The organism is Corynebacterium sp. HMSC076D02 (genome assembly GCF_001813815.1).
GTDB classification, from domain to species: Bacteria; Actinomycetota; Actinomycetes; order Mycobacteriales; family Mycobacteriaceae; genus Corynebacterium; species Corynebacterium simulans.
In genome coordinates this window covers 99460-119077 of record NZ_KV814043.1, presented here as the reverse complement: position 1 = coordinate 119077, position 19618 = coordinate 99460, and the positions used below count along the sequence as shown (strand labels likewise).

Genomic DNA, 19618 nt, shown 5'->3' with positions numbered 1-19618 from the left:
TCTAACAGGACGGGGAATCGGGAATCTAGCGGCGGTGGTATTTGGCCTGAGAACTGAAGCGAGGGAAGAGGGAACTGAATTGCGATAGTGTTTCGGATGTACGTGCTAATTGGGAAAGGGAAAATGAAGATGATCAAAAAGGGCGACAAATTGGACTTGTCAGGCGTATTCGACGATGTAGGCATTACGCTAAAACGCACTGATGATAAAGATGTCGGCGAATATCAGTACTCAATTCCACTATCTTTCAGTGACGATCCAGCATCTATTGCTGGTGCTGTGGATGTGTCATCTTCCGGCGAAATCTTAGGAGTCGAGCTCGTGATGATTCAACAGGCTATAGCTAATCCGAAGCCTTCAAATCATGAGTAGCTAGTAACTTTTGGCCACACTGGAAGTCGGACAATTCCGAGTCACTCGCGAAATTGCTGTTGATGCAGGCATGACGTTGTCGGGCTTGAACGAGGTTTTGCAGGTGGCTTTTGCTTGGGAGGACTGCCATCGGGATCAGTTCACGCATCGAAATTGTGCTTTAAGGGATAGTTGGGTCCACCGCGTTGAAGCGCTGTTAATAACGTGTGGAAAAGCCACTTCGTGAGACTGATTAGCGTGGTAGGTTGCGTTTATGAATAAGTTCTCTCGTGTTTGTGCTCGTGCTTTGACAGTTGGGCTTTTGTCCCTTGGCGTGGTTAGTGGTGGTGGCGTGGGTGCGACTGCGCCAGAGGCTGCCGCGTTGACGCCGGAGGAGCAGCATCAGTTCCTAGTTGATCCGGTTGGGGCAGTCTTGTGGCAGGGAATCAAGGGTTCCTCTGATGCGCTGAACAGCAATCGCGGTGCGGCGATGGCAGCGTCGTTCTATTCGATGAATTCGCCGGCACCCGGTATCGGCTTGCCTGCCTTTGATCGTTGCGTGCAAGGCGTGGGTTCCTCCACCACGGTTCCCGGAGTCCGTTACGTGGTCGGCGGATTGTGCGCGATGTTGGACCCGGCCGCGCGAGCGGAGATTGAACGTATCAACTTCACCCCGCAGTACTAGGCTTGAAGGCTGTGAACTCTACTAAGGTGAACACGGAACTTGCCCATAAACACGTCATCGTGATGGGAGTGTCCAGCTGCGGGAAATCCACGGTGGGGCAGCTGCTGGGAGGCCAGGTTGGTCTCGCCTTTAGAGACGGCGACGACATGCATCCGGCCACCAACATCGAAAAGATGTCCGCGGGGCACGCGCTTAACGACGCCGACCGCTGGCCCTGGCTCGAAGCAATCGGGCACTGGATGCAGGGGCAAACCGAAGGCGCCATCGTGGGATGCTCAGCGCTTAAGCGTTCGTACCGGGATCTGATTCGCACCCATGCGCCGGATACATTCTTCGTTCATCTGCACGGCAGCTACGAGCTTTTGCTGGAGCGCATGCAAAACCGTGCAGGCCACTTCATGCCGGTATCGCTTTTGCAATCGCAGTTCGAAACGCTTGAGCCGCTCGATGAGGATGAGCCGGGGATCGTGCTCGACGTAGCACAAAGCCCCGCAGAACTAGCTGCCGAAGCAGCGAGGTATCTGCGGGGCTAGATGCCCTAAAACGTTGTGGCTTGGCTTTCTTGGACTGAGGCTAACTGGGGCTAAAGCGCTGCAGTAATCCCAAAGATAATAAGTACGAAGACGAAGCCGACGAAGGAAACGAGTGCCTGGTTGAGGGTCCACGTGCGCAGCGTGGTTGCCACGTCCATGCCCATGAGGCGGCCGACCAACCAGAAGCCCGAGTCATTGACGTGGCTGCCAAAGACCGAACCCGCGGCGGTGGCAAGCACGATAAGAGCAAGCTGCACCGCAGAGTAGTCTGCTGCCTCTACAGCCGGGACCATGAGCGCTGCTGCAGTGGTAAGAGCCACGGTGGCAGAACCCTGCGCAAGACGTAGCGCGACCGCAATGAGGTAGCAGGCAAGAATGACAGGAATTCCGAGGCCTGCCATCGAATCAGCCAGAGCATCGCCGATTCCAGAAGTACGTAGCACGCCGCCGAACATGCCGCCGGCACCGGTAATCAGCACCACCGAGCAAATCGGCCCCAGGGAAGACTCCATGGTCTTTTCGATCGCGGTCTTATCCATTCCGCGTTTGAGCCCGAGCGCAATCATCGCGGCAATCGCCGTGAGGAGCAGTGCGATGGGGGTCTGGCCTAAGAAAATGAAGAACTTCACCCAGGTGGCATCGCCGGAAATGTGACCGGCGGAGGAAAGCGCCGACAAGCCGGTGTTGCCAAAGATAAGGAGCATTGGGATAAGAAGAATTCCGATGACCGTCGCCGGTGAAGCTGGCTTTTCCGGAAGCTTTTCATCCGCCACGCGTTCGCCGGTCAAAATATCGCCGACAACGAAGGGGTACTTCTTGCCCAAGTGCAGGCCCAGGCGGTAGCCGGAGAGATACCACGTAGGAAGCGCGACCAGCAGGCCGAAGACCAAAATGAGACCGATGTCAGCGCCATAGAATTCGCTGGCAGCGACAGGACCCGGGTGGGGCGGAAGGTAGATGTGCATTACTGAGAACGCGCCGGCCGCGGGAATACCGTAGGCGAGAACCGGGCCGTTAAGACGCCGCGCCACTGCGAAGATCACCGGCAGCATCACGATTAAGCCAGCGTCGAAGAAGATGGGGAAACCCATAATGAGCGAGGCAACGCCTAGCGCAAACGGTGCTTTATCTTCGCCGAAGAGTTTAACCAGGGCGTCGGCAAGCGATTTAGCGCCACCGGAGGTTTCAACCAAGCGCCCGATCATGGCGCCCAAACCAACCAACAGCGCAACGGAACCAAGCGTTGAACCAAAGCCCTTGGTTAGCGTCGGTACTACGCCTTCAAGAGGGATACCGGCAATAAGCGCAGTCAGGGTAGAAACTATGGTCAACACGATGAATGCGTGAACCTTGAAGTAGATCACCATGACCAGGATCAAGGCAACCGCGGCAGCTGCTATCCCCAGCAGAGGGCCGGTTGTAAGCACCGGCTCCCAGGTTTCCATGACGTCCATGGAACTAATCCTTTCTTAAGTTACGGCCTTGCTGTCAAGCCGTAGTTGTGAGTCAGATTATCATCGGAAATAAGCGTGGATATAACCACTCAAATGTGACTTTCGTACCGTGCAGCTCAAATTGGAACCTAAGTGCCAGCGCTACCTCGAAGGAGGACGATGACGACGATTCCATTTATTTAGGACACCGATCTGGGCCAGGCCGACAGACTCGAGACATGTCGACACATATGATGTGGTGTGCAGCGCAATTGAATAGCCCAACGAATTGATCCGACAAGCTAGAAGGAAGGCCCCATGGTTGCCCCTAAGCGATACGCCGTCGTTGACTTCGAGACCACAGGCTTTGGCTCGACTGATCGAGTCATCGAGATAGGCGTGGTTTTGTTGGACCACAACCGGGAGGTGGAGTCAACGTGGGAGACCTTGGTGCAGCCGCAGCGGGATATTCCGAACTCATTCGTTCACCGCATCACACCGACTGGCGTTGTGGATGCGCCCCTTTTCGGCGAAGTCGCAGGGGAATTCTTCGAACTTCTCAACGGGCGCACGGTGGTCGCACACAATGCGCCTTTCGAGGCGCGGTTCTTGAAGAGGGAGTTTTCTAGTTTAGGGGTGGCGTGGCCCAACTACGGGGCGTGGGTGGTTGATACCAAGCGGTTGTTCCAGCAGACGTATCCAGGCGAGGGTGCAACCCTTGAGCACGCCTTGGAAGTTGTTGGGATTACAAACGCCCGTCCGCACTCGGCACTGGCAGATGCACTGGCGACTGCAGAGCTGTTTGCCCGGCTGGTTAGCCAAGGTACTGATGTGGTGATAAGCAGCAGAGCAATTACCCTCCCACCGCAGGAGTTTCCTGCTCGCGGCGCGCTTCTACCTCGCACCGCGTTGGCAGAAGATTTGACGCACAAGCGTGGTGAATGGCTGGTCCGCCTGGCAGATACTGCAGCACCTGAAGGCTCCGGAGATGCGGAGAAGTACAAGAAACTGCTCGCGGCAGCGTTGGTAGATAAGGAACTTTCCAAGTCTGAAATTGCCCAGCTGCAGAACCAAGCGCAGCAGGAGGGGCTCACCAGCAATGACGTGATGAGTATTCATGAAGAATTCATCCGGCAGCTCGCCGTGGAGGTTTGGCTTGATGGTGAGGTGACAGAGGAAGAACGTGCCACGCTGCTGTTGCTCAACGAGCAGCTGGGGCTGCCTGCCGATACCGCCGAGGCACTCCTTGCGGCACCACAGCGAGGGGAAAATGAACTGGGTATCAGCCTGTCTGCTGGGGACAGAGTGACGTTTACGGGGCAGTTCGATCTTCCCCGAGAAGAATGGGAACGTCGCGCAATGGCAGTAGGGCTAAGTGTCGGCGGCGTGACGAAGAAGTCCGTGCTACTCGTCGCTGCGAACCCTGACTCCATGAGTGGAAAGGCGCGCAAGGCCAGGGAGTACGGCGTCCCAATTATTGGTGAGACGGCCTTTGCTCGTCTGTTGGGCAATATGTCTGGGGGCGGACAACTCGTGGAGCAGGACCTGTCGGCGCAGCCTGCTGAACTTGATCTGACAGAAACCTACGGGATCTTCCCGTGGAGCACTGGCGTTTCTGGCACAAGTGCGCACACTGGCACAAAGGCATTGGCGGTGGAGTGGTGCGCCAAGCACCCAAGACGGAAACTTCTGGAGCTCTCACCCCAGTTGACGCCGTTTAGTGAGATCGAGGTGCAAAGTTCTTACAAGAGCGGGTACACACAGTGGTTTGCGCGGTTCCCGCAACCGCTGGAGGCAACCGTGGAGGACTTGCGTGACCTACCAGGAGTAGGCGAACACAAGCTTGTAGCCATGGTGGAAGCTGTGGTTCTTGCAGCCAGTGACAGTGGAAATGCCGCGGTGATCGATAGTATTGGTGCAGCGGAGAACCCTTATGGTGACATCCCCATTGGTGACAATCCTTTTATCGACGATGACTCCGCTGGGCGCGCTGCTGAATTTTTGGGTCGAACGTCCGAAGAAATCCGCGCGTTGGACCAAGCCGCGTTGTACATCGGGTGGGCACAGCTAAATGGCGCGGTTGTAGAGGTTGCGTCGTTACCAAGTGCCGTCGCAGCCGAGGTCCCCATAATTTCTGCACACCTTGAGCACCAATCCCCAGTGCGGGCTTTGTTCCAACGCGCCGTGGATGAGCTCGATCGAGCCATCGGCGGTGATGAACGCAAACGCGGAATCGCTAACAGCCGGTGGCTTGGTGAGGCGACGTTGGATTCCATCGGTACCGCGTTTGGTCTCACGCGCGAGAGGATCCGTCAGTTGGAGCGACAATTGGCGGAAGATTTTGAGAAGGATAGTGCTCTCTTTAAAGAAGTCGTGGCGGCTGTGGGTAAGCGTGCCCGTCCAATCTTGCCTGTGGATGAGCTCCGAAGGGAGCTACCTGATCTCGTACGAAAGCCAGCAGGGTTTGACGCAACGTTCGGTGAAATTTTCACGGGCATTGGCAAGCAATGGGAAGTTGTTAACGGCTGGTTGGTGTTCAATGGCTTCACTCAGGCATTGTCAGAGAAGCTAACAACGCTGGCGGACGACCACGGTATTGTTCGGATTGATGAACTCGCCGTGGGCTTGGAAGTTACGCCGGAACGGCTGGAGCAGTACATCGTGACCAACGAGGAACTTAAGGTCGCAGTCTTAGACAATTACGTGCTGACAAAGGTCGGCAGCTACCAAGACCGTGCTGTGAGCGTGCTTGCTATAAACGGTGAGCCGATGACTGCAGAGGCGATCATGGATACCCTCGGGGGCGGCAGCCCACGGTCTGCTTCTAATCAATTCTCCATTGATCCTCGTCTGACAAAAGTCTCTGCCGATCAATGGGCGCTGACGGAGTGGGGACACGAGGAATTCAAGAGTATTGCTAGCTGGATTTCTACGCGCCTGGCCGCTAGCACCCGAACTCATACGGTTGTCGATGCCGCAGGCTCCTCGCAGGAAGTCCCTGCGATTGCTTTGAATGAGCTGCTAGCGCAGGCAGAGAGATTGCGAATTTCAGAACTCTCGATCCGCCAATATGCGGCCAATGGAGATTTTGAGACTCGCGACGGCATGGTTATTGCACGAGTGGATGAGTCTGGAAACGTCATGGAGGGCGATATCGCAGATGCCCGCGATGCCTATCTCCGTGACGGCGAGTGGAACCTCTTGCTGACAGTTAACAAGGACCACCTGCGTGGCAGCGGCTTCGCTGTGCCCGCGCCCATTGCTGCGTACTACGGAGTAAAAGTGGGCGAGAGCTGTGCGCTGAGTAGCCGGTTAGGTGAGGAGTTTGTTCGTGTCAATCGTCTTAAGCAAGTCTCGTTGTCAACGATAAAGCGGTTCCTCGACGAGCTCGGTGTCCGCGAGGGCCAGCGGGTGTGGCTCAAGCTGGGCAAAGAAAGGACCTTTGATGTCTCGATCGCACCTGCTGTCCAGCATCATGAGGCTGGGTTGGCTCGCCTCTATGACTTCGTGGGACTTGACGGCACGCTGATGCAGCCTGGTGAATCGACGGAAGATTCGCTAGCTCGAGTTAACGAGATACTGGGACTGAGCCCGCAGGCGCCGCGCCGGCGAACGGTGGCGGTCTTCCGTCATCGCCACCAGGACGAGATCGCTGACCTTATTCAGGAGCTCTAGGGGATTTCATGGAGCAAGGGGGCTGAAATAACGCAGTCCCGTGCATTGCTTAAGATTAAAAAGGGCGAATTTTTCATTTTAGGCGAGTTTTGGGGTAGCTTAATTACAAAAATCGCGATTTTTAACGTTTAGGCGGTGTAATGCCTGTGGAAAAATACGAACCACTGAAAAAGGTGTTTTATCGTGCTACGAGCGGTGGCAGGGAGCTTGTTGCTGAGCAGCTCCGTGTGCGGCGTTCAAGTCCTGCTGCTTTTACCTGGCCCTATGAGGTGGGCAAGCACGGGCTTTTCTACGTTCACACCCGTGGTCTCGCAGAAAGGGTGGAGCGCGTCTGGCGCCAAGAGGTTCAGATTGCTGCGTTGTGGCAGAAGCTTCCAGTGACGGCTAGGGAACACTATTTTCACGAGCTGGTGGTCGATGAAATAAAGGCGACCAACGATATTGAGAACATTTCCTCCACCCGCAAAGAAGTCGCCGCCGCGGTTGAGGCTGAACGCAGCATGGGAAAGGCGTCGGAAGGCGCGCCAGTGCGACGATTCCGGGAAATGGTGCGGCAATACTTGGCCCTCCCCGGCGAATTTTTGGGGCGAGATGACCTTCCACCATTGGGGTTTCCCTCGAACCTTTCTGAGATTCGCTCGCTGTACGACTCCCTCGTTGGCGAAGAAGTAGACAAAGCCGATGTGCCCGATGGCGAGCTCTTCCGAACTGGCGATGTTTCGCTAAACGATGGAGTGCGTGAGCTTCATGCGGGCGCACGGGGCGAGTCCGCCATTCGGGCGCGCCTCGAGGTGATGCTCGATTCTGTTCATGAGTCTCGCGGGGTTCAGCTCTTCGCGGCCTTTGTGGAACACTTCATGTTTGAACATACCCATCCGTTTTACGACGGAAACGGACGCATGGGGCGATTCCTCCTGAGCATTCGGCTATCACGGCTGCTTTCTACCCCGACAGCGTTGTCGCTCTCGGCGGAAATCTTTAGGCAGAAGAGGCGCTACTACGATGCCTTCACTACGGCAGAAGACCCCATGAACTATGGTGAGCTGACTTTCTTTGTCGAGGATATGGCTGCGATGGTCAATGCTGCCCAGGCCCGTTTGTTGTCCTCCCTCGAGGAAAGAAGCGACCGACTGAATAGGCTGGAACAGAGCCTGCGTGCGCTAGAGAGCGAAGGAGCTGCAAGCGAGCTGGCATTGTCAATCGCATTCTTGCTTGGACAGGTCGCGCTTTTTGGTCCACGTGCTGGCCTGAGCTTGGACGAGGTAGCCGGCGTTGTCCGAGTGTCTAAGCAGACCGCGCGTAAAGGGATTGCCGAGCTCGAGAGCATGGGCTACGTCGAGTTCTTGTCGCGGCGCCCGCTCGTTACGGCACTTACCGCGCCGGGATTGACGTGGCTTGGGCTCGTAGAGTGACGAGCCCAGAAATCTTCGCTGCTGAGGTTGGTTACGCCCAAGGACTCGGCGGCTTCATCGAGGGTCTCGAAGATGTTGATGCCGTCGATGACAAGCTGGCCGTCGTCGTTGACCACAGCATCGACAACCCACTCTGGATCCACGGGATCGAGGAGGTCGCCGGGCTTGAGGAGGCCGGCTTCGACGAATGCGATGAGTTGGCTGCGCTCTGCCAAGAAAACGTCGTAGTCGAGGTTTCCCAATTCTCCGGCATCGCATGCCAATACATTTGATGTGCCAGCCACTCATCGCCTTGCGAGCGATCTGCAACCAATTCAGGCCAGTAATCGTGTGATGCACGGTCTGCGATGTGAATGTTGGTTGATCAGTCGGTGGGCGCGAAATTCGCGGCTTGGTTAATACGGCTAAAGCGCCAGAAGGCATCAGTGAGTTGTGTGCCGATGATGTGATTGGGAGCGTTTTGAAAGCCACGGCGTAAAAACTTTCGGCCTGCTCTGCCTGAAGGTGTGCAGTTGCGAATGCGGCTTCCATTCTTGGTTGCGTGATAAAGGCAGCAACGAGTGTTGAGTGGCATGTGCCTAAATCTTCGTCAACGACTAGGTAAACGTTTGCATACCTGGTAATTACTTTAGCTAGGGCTGGTCATATCTTTCGTGGCCGGCAAAGAGTTAAGGTAGGAGGACACGTATGTCCATGCTGAATGCGTTACTCGCAGAAGGTGCAGTTGACCTGCACGGCCGCGCGAGTGACTGGCGTGAGGCTATTGAGTTGGCGGGCGGTTTGCTCGTTGCGGCGGGCAAGACGAGCCCGGCATACACCGAGGCGATGGTGCAGTCGGTGGAAGTAAATGGTCCATACATTGTGGTGGCGCCGGGCTTCGCCTTTGCTCATGCGCGGCCGTCGGAGGCAGTGCGCGAAACGGCGTTGTCGTGGGTGCGCTTGGATACTCCGGTGGAGTTTGGCTCCAAGGCCAATGACCCGGTGAGTCTTGTCGTAGCACTTGCGGCGAAGGATTCGTCCGAGCATCTGAAGGCTATGAAGGAGCTGGCCGGGCTGCTGGGGAAGAAGGACGTGCGTGCGCGTCTGGATTCTGTAGCAAGCGAAGCTGAGCTGCGCCAGGCGCTTGTGGATGTTGCGAACGGTGGGGCAGGAGCGGCGTCGGCAAGCGCGGCTCTTGCAGCTGATCACAGTGACGCGCGCGATGGCGCCGAGCACCAGACCGCGGCTGATTCGGTGGCCTCAAAGGGCAAAATCTACACCGTGTGCGGTAATGGCCTGGGCACGTCGTTGTTCCTGAAGAACACGCTGGAGCAGGTTCTTGATGAATGGGGCTGGGGCAAGTACCTCACCGTCGAGGCCACAGACACGATTTCGGCCAAGGGGCGTGCGAAGGAAGCTGATTTCCTGCTGACCTCCGGGGAGATCGCTGCAACGCTCGGCGATGTCGGAGTGCCCGTCCACGTCATCGAAGACTTTACGAACATGTCCGAAATCGATTCTGCTCTGCGCGAGCTTTACGACGTCTAAGGAGCGCTCATGGATGTCCTATTGAACATTGCCAACTTCTTGGTCAATGAAATTCTCTCAGTGCCGGCGTTCCTAATCGGCATCATTACCGCGGTGGGTCTCGCCGCGATGGGCCGTGGCGTGGGCCAGGTCCTCGGCGGCGCCATCAAGGCCACACTCGGCTTCCTTCTGGTGGGCGCGGGTGCCGGCTTGGTCACCTCCTCCCTTGAGCCGCTCGGCGCCATGATCACCGGCGCCACCGGCGCGCAGGGCGTGGTGCCCACCAACGAGGCCATCGTGGGCATTGCCCAAAATCAGTTCGGCTCCCAAGTGGCCTGGATTATGATCCTGGGCTTCGTGGTCTCGCTGATTCTGGCCCGGTTTACCCCGATGAGCTACGTGTTCCTGACCGGCCACCACGTGCTGTTCATGGCCACCTTGCTGACCATGGTCCTTGCACCTGCTGGATACTCTTCGTGGATCGTGGTTGCCTTCGGCGCCGCGTTGCTGGGTATCTTGATGGTCTCCCTGCCTGCCATCGCACACCCGTGGACGCGCCGCATCACCGGCGACGACTCCATCGCAATTGGTCACTTCGGTACCGCCGGCTACCTCGCTGCCGGTGCCGTGGGCAAGGCAGTTGGCGGCAAGGGCGAGAAGATGTCTAAGTCTACGGAGGAGCTCAAGCTTCCCGAAGGCCTGCGCTTCCTGCGCGACTCTATGGTGGCTACCGCACTGTCCATGGCTCTCATGTACATCGTGCTCGCCGTCATGTTCATGGTGCGCGCTGGTACCGAGGAGGCCTTCACTGCATTCGAAGGCGGTGCCACCAACGTGGGTAACTACCTTATGCAGTCCTTTACCCAAGGCCTCCAATTCGGCGTGGCCGTGGCCGTGATCCTCTTCGGCGTGCGCACCATCCTGGGCGAGCTCGTCCCTGCATTCCAGGGCATCGCTGCCAAGGTCGTCCCCGGTGCCATCCCGGCTCTGGACGCGCCTATCGTCTTCCCGTATGCACAAAACGCCGTGCTGGTGGGCTTCATCTTCTCCTTCATCGGCGGCCTCATCGGCCTCGCTGTTCTGGCCGCATGGCTCGGCCCAACATTCGGCGTGGCGCTGATCCTGCCAGGCCTCGTGCCGCACTTCTTCACAGGTGGTGCAGCGGGCGTCTACGCCAACGCAACCGGCGGACGCCGCGGCGCCATCTTCGGTGCGTTTGTTAACGGCCTCATCATCACTTTCCTACCGGCTTTCCTCTTGGGCGTGCTCGGCTCCTTCGGCGATGCCAACACCACCTTTGGCGACGCCGACTTTGGCTGGTTCGGCCTGCTTTTGGGTTGGTCCTCCAAGGCCGGTGGAGCGTTGGGCCTCGTGCTCATCGCTGTACTTGGCTTGGTCGTCTTGGCCCTGGGCTGGTTCTCTCAGCGCAAGCTTGTGGCCACCAACTGGGACCCCACCCCGTGGCGTGAGCAGCCGGGCGCTGCCACCCCAAAGGCTGAGGAATCTGGCGTTAAGCCGCTTGCCGCTGGCCAGACCGCAGCTTCGAAGAAGTACCCCAAGGTGCTTCCTCCGAAGGGGGCTCCGGTTCCTCCTTCTCGGGTCTAACCTACAAAGCGCGCAAGGATGTCCTTGCGCGCTTTTTTGCGCGCCCGTGCACAGGATAAATTGGAGGCCTAACTAGCCGATGTCCACACTGCTTAAGGAAGATAATGTCTACCGTTCCTTTCATTCTCGATACCGATACCGCCCAAGACGATTGCGTAGCAATCTTGGTTGGATTGTTGGACAAGCGCGCGGATTTCCGTGCCATCACGATGGTGGCTGGCAACGTGGGCTTTGAGCAGCAGATTAAGAATGCACACATGACCTTGAATGCGGCGGGCAAGCTGGGCGAGGTGCCTATTTATGCCGGTTGCTCGCAGCCGATGCTGCAGGAGTGGACCTCGGCAGAAGACGTGCACGGTGACGGTTCGGGAGGCCTCAGCATGGACTACTCGGGCTGCGAGGTAGAAAAAGAGCATGCTGTCGACGCCCTGTTGCGTATCACCGCGGAGAACCCAGGCGAGGTATCCGTGGTGGCAATCGGGCCGCTGACGAATATCGCAACGGCAGTGGTCAAAGACCGCAACTTTGTGAAGAACGTGAAGTCGCTCTACATCATGGGCGGTTCCAACAATGGCCGTGGAAACATTACGCCGGCCGCGGAGTTTAACTTCTACGTCGACCCGGAAGCGGCGCAGATTGTCTTCAGCGCCGGCTTCGCGGACATCGTCGTGATGCCGTGGGATCCAGTGACCTTCAATGACGCCACCATGCCGCGTGCAGAGTATGACCAAAAGGTCGCGGTGGGTACCCCGATTGCCAAGTTTTTCAAGGCCATGTGCGATACCACCTTGGACTTCGATGAAGCCGCCGGTATTGGCGGTTCCACCCACCCGGATTCGATGACGCTAGCAACGCTGTTGCACCCAGAACTCATCCAAGAATCCGGGCGCTACAAGGTAGACGTGGTCACGGGCAACGGGATTACGCGAGGCTATGCGGCAATGGCCTGGGAGACCTTTGGCTTGGAAGCTAACGCGACGGTCATCGAAAAGGCGGACCGCGAAAGCTTCTTTGGCTTGCTTGACGACGTCCTGGAAACCCAGACCAACCCAAACCGTCCGATTCAGAAAGCGGACTAGAACAGGTCCCAGATGGTGACTGCCAGAATCACCGAACCAAAGAAGAACACAAAGTAGTTCCACGGGTCATGGCGGTAGGCCTTGTACTCCTTGACCCGGTGGAACATGTAGACCGGAAGCAGGAAGATAAGCACCGCATCGAAGACGCCACCCACCAAGTAGATGAGGTTGAGAATTGGCGGATTGAACACCGAGACCAGCGTGCCGGTGACAAAGATGAACGTGTAGACGATGGTGAGCAATCCGCGGCGGTTCAGACGGTTCGCAGTGCGTGGCGCGATGAGGCGCACCATGTAAGAGGTGCCCTCCTCAGCGCCGAGCATGGTGCCGAAGTAAGAGGTAATAATCGCGAAGATAACGACCATCGGGGCCAGCCAGGCAAGCAGCGGTACGCCGGTGACGTTGGCGAAGTAGGACAGCACGGGCAGGTTCTGCTCCGTTGCTTCCTTCATGCCATCGGCGCCCAAGGCCAACACGCAGGACCAGACAAAGAACATCGTGAAGATGACCAGCAGAGCGGCGGTGTAGAGCTCGATGCGGGTAACGCGCTTTTCCGTCTTCTCGCCGTAGGTTGGCTGCATATCCACGGAGAATTGGGAAAGGCCGGCCATGTGCGAGAAAGAAAAGGCAAGAACCGGCAGAATCAGCACCGAGCCCAGCAGAATATAAGGCCAGCTGCCATCTTGATATTCCACTTCCATGAAGGAACGCAGGTCCCACTGCGGGATCAGATAAATCGAGGTAGCAGCCAAAGAGATGATGAGCGGATAGACCAGTGCCTGCGCCAGCCACAGCATGGGCTTGCGGCCGATGGCGAAGATGCCGGTCAGGATGCCCACGCACAGGACCGAAAGAACCCAGCGGTTAATGGATGGTCCGTGGAGCTGATTGACAATGAAGCTGTCGATGGCGTTGGTCAACGAGATGGCGTAGATGAACACCGTGGGGATGTTCGCCAGCGAGTACATCAATGCCACGAAGAGGCCGGTATGCCGGCCCAAGTACTTGCGTACCAGCTCGAGGACGTCAAGCCCGTGGTCTTTGACCGGAGCGCCCGAGACGATGCGCGCGTAGGTGCGGTGGGAGAAATAGACCACTGGGAAGATGATGGCCGTAGCAAAGGCCAGCGGCCAGAAGCCAAAGGTGCCCGCCTGTAGCGGAAGGAAGAGGATACCTGCGCCCATCGCGGTGCCGAAGAGCGCGAGCACCCAGCCCAGCGCAGTACCTTCGGTCTTCTTTCCCTCGCGACCTACTGGGGAGGCAGTAGATGCGGTCTCGTCCGCGGCGGGCGCGGCAGTGTCAAAAGTTGTCATCGGCTAGTTCTCCCCTTAGTAGTCCACTGCATCGCGCACGATAGGGCAGGTCATGCAGTGTCCGCCACCGCGACCACGGCCCAGTTCGGCGGAGCCGATCTCGATGACTTCGACACCGGCGTCGCGAAGCTTGGCATTGGTGTGTTTGTTGCGATCGTAAGCCACGACCACTCCGGGCTCCAAGGCAACCACGTTGTTGGCGTCATCCCACTGCTCACGCGCCGCGGCATAGGAATTGCCGCCAGTTTCTACGATGTGGAGCTTATCCAGGCCGAGCGATTCCTCGACCACCGTGACGAAGTGCTTGTCTGGGCTTTCGAGTTCCAGCTTCTTCTGATCATCTGCAGGGCGCAGGATAAGCGGACGGATGGTATCCACAACGCGGGGATAGGCGGTGGCCTTGTCGACGTCGAGGAAGGTGAACACGGTATCCAGGTGCATCGAGGCGCGATCTGGGGCCATGGCTGCGATGATGACCTTTTCTGCCGCACCCGCCTTGAACAGATTGCTGGCCAAGCGGCTCACACCCTGCCAAGTAGTGCGCTCACCCATGCCCACTAGGACCGCACCATTGCCCACCGGCATGATGTCACCGCCCTCGAGTGCAGCAAGGCCCGGATCCTCGTCGGTGTCGCCGTACCAGAACTCAAAGGATGCGTTGGCAAAGCGCGGATGGTAGCTGTAGATAGCACGCGTGAGCATCGTCTCCTGGTGGCGGGCAGGAAGGCGCATCGGGTTTAGGGAGACGCCGCCATAAATCCAGGCGGAGTTATCGCGGGAGAACTGGCTATTGGGCAGGGGGCGCAGCGCGAACTCGTCGGGAGCGTACACGTCGCGCATGGTGTCAATGACGCCGTGGCCGAGACCCTTGGGGATCTCGTTGAAGGGCACACCGCCGATGAGAAGTTCGGCCAGCGTCTTGTTGTCCAGCTCGCTAAACCACTCGCGCAATTCGCTGCCTACGCCCACGCCGACGTTCTTGTCCAGTAGCTTGTTGCCGAGGATGAACTCGCGGCCTTCCTTGGTCGCCAGCGTTTCTTCTAGCAGGATGCGCATGTGCAACACCTCGACGCCGCGCTCTTCCATGCGGGCGACGAACTCATCGTGGTGGCGTTGCGCTTCCTCGACCCACAGGACGTCGTCGAAAAGCAGCTCCTTGCAGTTGTTTGGAGTGAGCCTCTCGTGTGCCAAGCCGGGGCGGCAGACCATTACCTGGCGGAGTTTGCCTACCTCTGACCAAGCGCCGAGTTGCTGTCCGTCTTTGTTACCGGAGGTTTCAACAGAATCCATCATGTAAATCTGTGCCTTCCTTTTTCAAGTATTTGGTGCTGGAGGCAACAGTAACTAAACCCTTATGAGTTATGGGTCACATGATGAAATGAATAGTAATTTGAATCATACATATCATTCATGCTGCTGGTAGTGAATAAGATTTGCATAATTCGCAAAAGATTCAGGAATTTTGCGTTGCACCCGTCTGGGGGTAGGACTCGTCGTAGGAGGCGGGGAGAAGCGCGACGACGATAATCGTCGCGATGACGACGGCGCAGAAAACCAAAACCCACGGCCAAACCTTGATGAAGATGCTGATACCTACCAAGGCGCACAGCACGGCCAACAGATAGGTGGTGCCGCGTCCGGCCTCTTGTTCCTCCCGCTTGGCGTTTTCCAAAGCCTTTGCCATGCGTGCCGATTCGCGGGCTTTTTCCGCGAAGGCTTTGCTGCGGTATCGGTTGGGAATTTCCATCGTGGTCACCACGGCATTCCCACCTAAACCAAAGCGGCAGCCATCAGCGCCATGTAGACCAGCAGGACCCCAGACAGGATGCCTAGGAACACGGTATCTAAGTCGCGTTCCTGCTTGCGTGCCTCAGGCAAGGCTTCACGCTCGAGCTTGGCGACGCGCGCCATTGCCTTCTTGTTGGACTGAATCTGGGAGCGTTCCTGTGCGATGCGTTCAGGCATCAGGGCTGGCATCTGCGTGGTCTGGGACTGCATGAGAGATCTAGGTTCCTTCCTTATCGAGGTCAACGATTCTGATAAGGAGTATGGGGCAAAAGTCCCAAGTGCCCTCGGAAAATGGGGACTATTCCTCTAGCTCTAGTTCCGGGTCTTCTGCCTGGGCGGCTTCTAGAACTTCCTTCGCAGCGCTCAAGTTGATAGTGCCTACTACAATGCCGACAGCGATGTCCGGCCACGGGCTAAACCACCAGATGGTGATAACGCCAGCCAGCAGGATAAGAAGATTGGCCGCTACGTCATTACGGGCCGCCAGCCAGGCGCCCTTGGTCAGCGCGCTTCCATGCTTGCGCAGGCTGAGCAGCAATACCGCGCAAAGTAAGTTGATGAGCATAGCAAATACCGCGGTACCGGAAAGCAGGAAGGCTTCTGGCGGAGTGCCGCTAATCATCTTCCAGATTGCAGTGGCAAAGGCCGCGATTGCCGGAATGAGGATAAGTCCCGCAAGCCCGTAACTTGCTTTCCGACGCCCCGCTACCGACCATCCAAGCGCCGCCAAGACGAGTGTGTTGATGAGGAAGTCTTCGAGGAAATCCGCGGCGTCGGCCAGCAGCGAAGCTGACCCGATGTGCCAGGCCATGGCCACTTCAACGAAAAAGCCAAACAGGTTCAATGCTGCAACCCCCGCCACCACGCGCCGGGCGCGGGTGCCGAGGGTGGAAGAAGTTAGTTCAGAGCTCACGGAGCTCGATATTAGTCTTTAACGACCACGTCATCGGTACGACGGTGACGCTCAGCCCAGAATGAGCCCAACGCTGTAATCAGGGAGATTGCCACGAGGATGATAACTCCAGGAATCGAGCTTGGCGTCTCGTTTGAAGCGTTCATTGCAGTCGCGATAAACGGCAGGAGTCCGGAAATTGCTCCAGCGATGTTTGCAGCGATAGCGACGCCGGAATAGCGGACGTTCGCTGGGAAGATTTCGGACAAAAGAACGCCGGAGACAGAGTAGGTGCTCGTTACTAACGAGAGGCCGAGACAGACAGCCACAGTTAACAAGGCTGCGTTTCCAGAGTCGATCATTGCCCAGATGGGATAGGCCATGACAGCAGTTGCAATACCTCCCCAGCCCATTACTTTGCCTGGCCCGATCTTCTCGCCGAGCCGGCCAAAGTAAAGGTTGATGAAGATCTGGCAAACAGCGGCAGCGAGCGTCGCATTGACTACCGTTTGGCGCTCGAAGTTCAAGGTGATTGTGGCGTAACTGATGGTGTAGGTGGTCAATACGAAGAAGCCGCCGATTCCGAGCAGGGCTGCTGCAGCGGCAAGAACTATTTGCCCGAAGTGCTCGGTAAATAGTTCTTTGAGGGATCCTTTGTGTTTCGCTTCATCTTCTTCTGCTTCCTTCTCCAAGGCTTGATAGACCGGAGATTCCTCTACTTTTGTGCGGATATAAAGCGCAATTGCGAGGAATGGGAACGCGATCAAGAAAGGAATGCGCCAACCCCAGCTTGAAACTGCGTCATCAGGCAGCATGAGGATGAGGGAGAAGACGCCAGAAGAAAGGAGCGTGCCAGCGGGCGAGCCAATTTGGACGAATGCGGCGTAGCGCCCTCGCTTTTCTGCAGGTGCGTGTTCAATTGCCATCGTGGTGGCGCCGCCCCACTCGCCACCAACTGCAATTCCCTGTACAAGACGTAGAACGGTTAGCGCAATCGGAGCCCAAATGCCGATTGAATTGTAATTAGGTAATAGGCCGATTAAGCCCGTTGCTACGCCGATAGCGACAATCGAGATGAGAAGTGCTGGGCGACGTCCCATCCTGTCGCCGATCTGGCCGAATAAAATTGCGCCAAAAGGTCGAGCAAGGAAGCCAACGCCTAGCGTCGCGAAAGACGCGAGAGTTGCTGTGGTTTCGCTGGCGTCGGAGAAGAAGAGGTCATTGAAGACCAATGCTGAGGCGGTGCCGAACAGGAAGAAGTCATACCACTCAAGCGCGGTACCAATGAATGCTGAGCTAGCAATTTTGAATACGTCTTTGGAGTTGACTTCGACTTGCTCGGGGGTTGAAGACTGAGTGTCTAGGGGAGCGGTCGGGCCAGTCAAGATATTCCCTCCTGTCGTTAAGGTGTGGTGTGGATAACACAATAACGGTGGAGAAATTGTAGCGGGATGAAAAATATAAAAGTTGGGATTTTTTCCTGCGGATTGAACATGGGCTGTGCAATTGCACAGCCCATGGCTTGAAGGGCGTGTTTGCCGTGTGGATCGAGAGGCGGGGGAAGAGGATTAGAAAGTGGTTACCGGTTTATAGTTGAGCGCGAGAATGACTGCGGCAGCGTCGTAAGGACGCGTGACGTCGTAGCCTGTTGCATCTGCGAATTGGCTGAGCCGATTGATGACAGTGTTGCGGTGGCAGTAGCTGATGGCTGCTGTTTGTTTGATTGAGCCGGTGCGAAGATAAGCTTCTACAGTTTCTAGGGCCGGGGAGTTGGAATTGCGTAACTTCGTAATATCGGCGCTTAGCTCGTTTTGCTTCGAACCGGGAAAAGATGCGAGTGCGCTTCCTGCAATTGCCCAAGATAGTTCATGGGCTGGGGTCGGCTGTGTGGGCGTGCGTGAAGCCTCAAAGAGTTTGGGGCTAGCTAGTACTGCATCGCGGACATTTGCAAGCCCTTCGACCTTACTGAAAACAGCGCTGGGTAATGCTGGAATGTTCGGCTGATTCTCGGCGCTTATGGGCCAGAAAGCGGTGAATAAACCATTGTGCGGATAGCCGAAGATCTTTCCTTCCGCTGTTGCAAGTTCGAGTGCGTCTCGAGCTTTCAAGGCGCTGTTTGCGTGGAAAACGACGACTTTGAAATTGCTATGTGCGTCGCAGCCTATTGCTTGGGCTATTTCCTTGATTGTGATGGTGTCAATGGAGGCGGAGGAGAATAATTTGTCGAGATGGCGGGCGTTGGCTAGGCGTAAATCTTGCGCAATACGGGCATTTTCTCTCCGGAAGCCATCGCGAACGAAGAAATTGTATTTTGCGACCGCATTGTGCAGTTGGTCCACGTGAGAGATAAGTACTTCTTGGTTTCCTCCGGCGGCTTGACGGATGCGGTTCCAAATCACCAGAAAATCCAGTTGAACTGCATCTATGAGCGTGCTGATGGGGACGCCTTGCTGCGCGCGTCTGCGTCCTAAGGCGTCTGCATGCTGGCGAAAAGTCGTGTCGTCCAGTGTGCCTGCGATGGCCTCCATCAGCATGGTGAGCACCTCAAAAGCAGTGCGGCGAAGTTCTTTCTCACTGACAGGGGAGTTGCCATAGCTGCCAAGACTGCTGAAATCAGCAATGAAGTCATCGACCAATCCTGGGATGTCTGACTGAACTTCTTTGAGGATTCTTTCCCAATCGCCATCGTGCATATGCACAACACTACTGGCTAAAGGGTGGGAAAATGACTCAATTTGTGGGAAATGACTGTGCAGCTGCCCTTCTTCGCTTAGTGTGACTTGCAGCATAAGTAAGGAGGAGTGAATGAATCAGAATCAAATCACTATCATCTACGATGCTCATGTACTGACTCAGGATCCGTCTTACCCTGAAGCGCATGCGATTGCCTTCGCGAATGGGAAGATACTTGCCCTTGATGATGCTGCGTTAGCTCTTCCGGGTGAACGTTGGGATGCACAAGGAAAAGTCCTTACCCCAGGGTTTAACGATGTGCATTCGCACTCCGTGTGGTTCGGGCAAACGCTCATGGAAGTTGATTTGTCCAAGGTTGTTAGCGCGCAAGATGTATATGATGCAGTTGCCTCCGCTGAGCCTTCTGGCGAATGGATTATTGCTTCGGGCTTCGTCGCATCTAGCTTGGGTGGACAGACCCTTGAACTTAGCGAGTTGGATCGCGCGGCCGCTGGACGTCCGCTTCTTATCAAACACAACTCTGGCCATGCTTATACCGTTAATACTCGTGCACTCGAATTAGCGGGAATTGATCCTGCGGCGCCGCCGACAGTAGAAGGCGGAGAATTCGTTCGCGATTCAGCTGGTCGATGTACTGGTTTGCTGGACGAAA

General features: G+C 56.6%; 19 protein-coding genes. 10 read left to right on the top strand and 9 right to left on the bottom strand.

Going from position 1 to position 19618, the window contains the following annotated elements; all coding sequences use genetic code 11:
- The first annotated feature begins 123 nt into the window (after nt 1-123).
- The 4 genes from HMPREF2935_RS02800 (at nt 124) to HMPREF2935_RS02790 (ending at nt 1569) form a co-directional block, all read left to right on the top strand.
- The gene (locus tag HMPREF2935_RS02800) at nt 124-372 is read left to right on the top strand and encodes a hypothetical protein (protein ID WP_129720980.1); all 249 of its coding nucleotides are present in this window, start codon (nt 124-126) and stop codon (nt 370-372) included.
- Between the two features lie 10 nt (nt 373-382).
- Nucleotides 383-598 carry an IS1096 element passenger TnpR family protein gene (locus HMPREF2935_RS13795; RefSeq protein WP_080970051.1) on the top strand — a complete coding sequence of 72 codons (216 nt, stop codon included), beginning with the start codon at nt 383-385 and terminating at the stop codon, nt 596-598.
- A 27-nt stretch (nt 599-625) separates the two neighbouring features.
- Nucleotides 626-1036: a hypothetical protein gene (locus tag HMPREF2935_RS02795; protein ID WP_223197716.1), complete on the top strand. Its 411-nt coding sequence runs from the start codon at nt 626-628 to the stop codon at nt 1034-1036.
- A 62-nt stretch (nt 1037-1098) separates the two neighbouring features.
- A complete protein-coding gene (locus HMPREF2935_RS02790) occupies nt 1099-1569 on the top strand; it encodes a gluconokinase (RefSeq protein ID WP_070732135.1) in 471 nt (156 codons plus the stop codon).
- Between the two features lie 50 nt (nt 1570-1619).
- On the opposite strand, the gene HMPREF2935_RS02785 is transcribed toward HMPREF2935_RS02790, so the two are convergent.
- Nucleotides 1620-3014, bottom strand: a complete 1395-nt coding sequence (locus tag HMPREF2935_RS02785; protein WP_062039114.1) for a GntP family permease — start codon at nt 3012-3014, stop codon at nt 1620-1622.
- Nucleotides 3015-3320: 306 nt separating this feature from the next.
- Here HMPREF2935_RS02785 and HMPREF2935_RS02780 point away from each other — a divergent pair, with 306 nt between their 5' ends.
- Together HMPREF2935_RS02780 and HMPREF2935_RS02775 are read left to right on the top strand one after the other, a co-directional pair.
- A complete protein-coding gene (locus HMPREF2935_RS02780; RefSeq protein ID WP_070731906.1) occupies nt 3321-6677 on the top strand; it encodes an exonuclease domain-containing protein in 3357 nt (1118 codons plus the stop codon).
- Nucleotides 6678-6817: 140 nt separating this feature from the next.
- Nucleotides 6818-8089: a Fic family protein gene (locus HMPREF2935_RS02775; RefSeq protein ID WP_061920892.1), complete on the top strand. Its 1272-nt coding sequence runs from the start codon at nt 6818-6820 to the stop codon at nt 8087-8089.
- On the opposite strand, the gene HMPREF2935_RS12935 is transcribed toward HMPREF2935_RS02775, so the two are convergent.
- A complete protein-coding gene (locus HMPREF2935_RS12935; RefSeq protein ID WP_141756002.1) occupies nt 8008-8373 on the bottom strand; it encodes a hypothetical protein in 366 nt (121 codons plus the stop codon). The two genes, HMPREF2935_RS02775 and HMPREF2935_RS12935, sit on opposite strands and share 82 nt — an antisense overlap.
- A gap of 403 nt (nt 8374-8776) precedes the next feature.
- On the opposite strand from HMPREF2935_RS12935, the gene HMPREF2935_RS02765 reads away from it, so the two are divergent.
- From HMPREF2935_RS02765 to HMPREF2935_RS02755, 3 genes are all read left to right on the top strand, one after another.
- Entirely contained in the window at nt 8777-9616 is an 840-nt protein-coding gene (locus HMPREF2935_RS02765; protein WP_070731902.1) for a PTS sugar transporter subunit IIAB, read from the top strand.
- A gap of 9 nt (nt 9617-9625) precedes the next feature.
- A complete protein-coding gene (locus HMPREF2935_RS02760) occupies nt 9626-11200 on the top strand; it encodes a PTS ascorbate transporter subunit IIC (protein WP_070731900.1) in 1575 nt (524 codons plus the stop codon).
- Nucleotides 11201-11304: 104 nt separating this feature from the next.
- Complete coding sequence (locus HMPREF2935_RS02755) at nt 11305-12279, top strand: nucleoside hydrolase (RefSeq protein ID WP_070731898.1); 975 nt, start codon at nt 11305-11307, stop codon at nt 12277-12279.
- On the opposite strand, the gene HMPREF2935_RS02750 is transcribed toward HMPREF2935_RS02755, so the two are convergent.
- The 7 genes from HMPREF2935_RS02750 to HMPREF2935_RS02720 all read right to left on the bottom strand — a co-directional run bounded on the left by HMPREF2935_RS02750 (nt 12276) and on the right by HMPREF2935_RS02720 (nt 18965).
- A complete protein-coding gene (locus HMPREF2935_RS02750) occupies nt 12276-13592 on the bottom strand; it encodes an amino acid permease (protein WP_061920901.1) in 1317 nt (438 codons plus the stop codon). The genes HMPREF2935_RS02755 and HMPREF2935_RS02750 overlap by 4 nt on opposite strands.
- A 15-nt stretch (nt 13593-13607) precedes the next feature.
- Complete coding sequence (locus tag HMPREF2935_RS02745) at nt 13608-14885, bottom strand: arginine deiminase (protein WP_070731897.1); 1278 nt, start codon at nt 14883-14885, stop codon at nt 13608-13610.
- Between the two features lie 160 nt (nt 14886-15045).
- Nucleotides 15046-15339 carry a hypothetical protein gene (locus tag HMPREF2935_RS02740; RefSeq protein WP_145914850.1) on the bottom strand — a complete coding sequence of 98 codons (294 nt, stop codon included), beginning with the start codon at nt 15337-15339 and terminating at the stop codon, nt 15046-15048.
- Between the two features lie 23 nt (nt 15340-15362).
- Complete coding sequence (locus tag HMPREF2935_RS02735; protein WP_062041909.1) at nt 15363-15590, bottom strand: hypothetical protein; 228 nt, start codon at nt 15588-15590, stop codon at nt 15363-15365.
- Nucleotides 15591-15678: 88 nt separating this feature from the next.
- Nucleotides 15679-16293 (bottom strand): cation efflux transmembrane domain-containing protein, encoded by a 615-nt coding sequence (locus HMPREF2935_RS02730; protein ID WP_070731894.1) that lies wholly within the window; start codon nt 16291-16293, stop codon nt 15679-15681.
- A gap of 11 nt (nt 16294-16304) precedes the next feature.
- Nucleotides 16305-17657: an MFS transporter gene (locus tag HMPREF2935_RS02725; RefSeq protein ID WP_070432400.1), complete on the bottom strand. Its 1353-nt coding sequence runs from the start codon at nt 17655-17657 to the stop codon at nt 16305-16307.
- A 183-nt stretch (nt 17658-17840) separates the two neighbouring features.
- Nucleotides 17841-18965 carry a helix-turn-helix domain-containing protein gene (locus HMPREF2935_RS02720; RefSeq protein WP_070497582.1) on the bottom strand — a complete coding sequence of 375 codons (1125 nt, stop codon included), beginning with the start codon at nt 18963-18965 and terminating at the stop codon, nt 17841-17843.
- 112 nt (nt 18966-19077) lie between these two features.
- Between HMPREF2935_RS02720 and HMPREF2935_RS02715 the strand changes: the two genes are divergently transcribed.
- On the top strand, nt 19078-19618 hold a 541-nt coding region (locus HMPREF2935_RS02715; protein ID WP_141756012.1), incomplete at its 3' end, for an amidohydrolase family protein.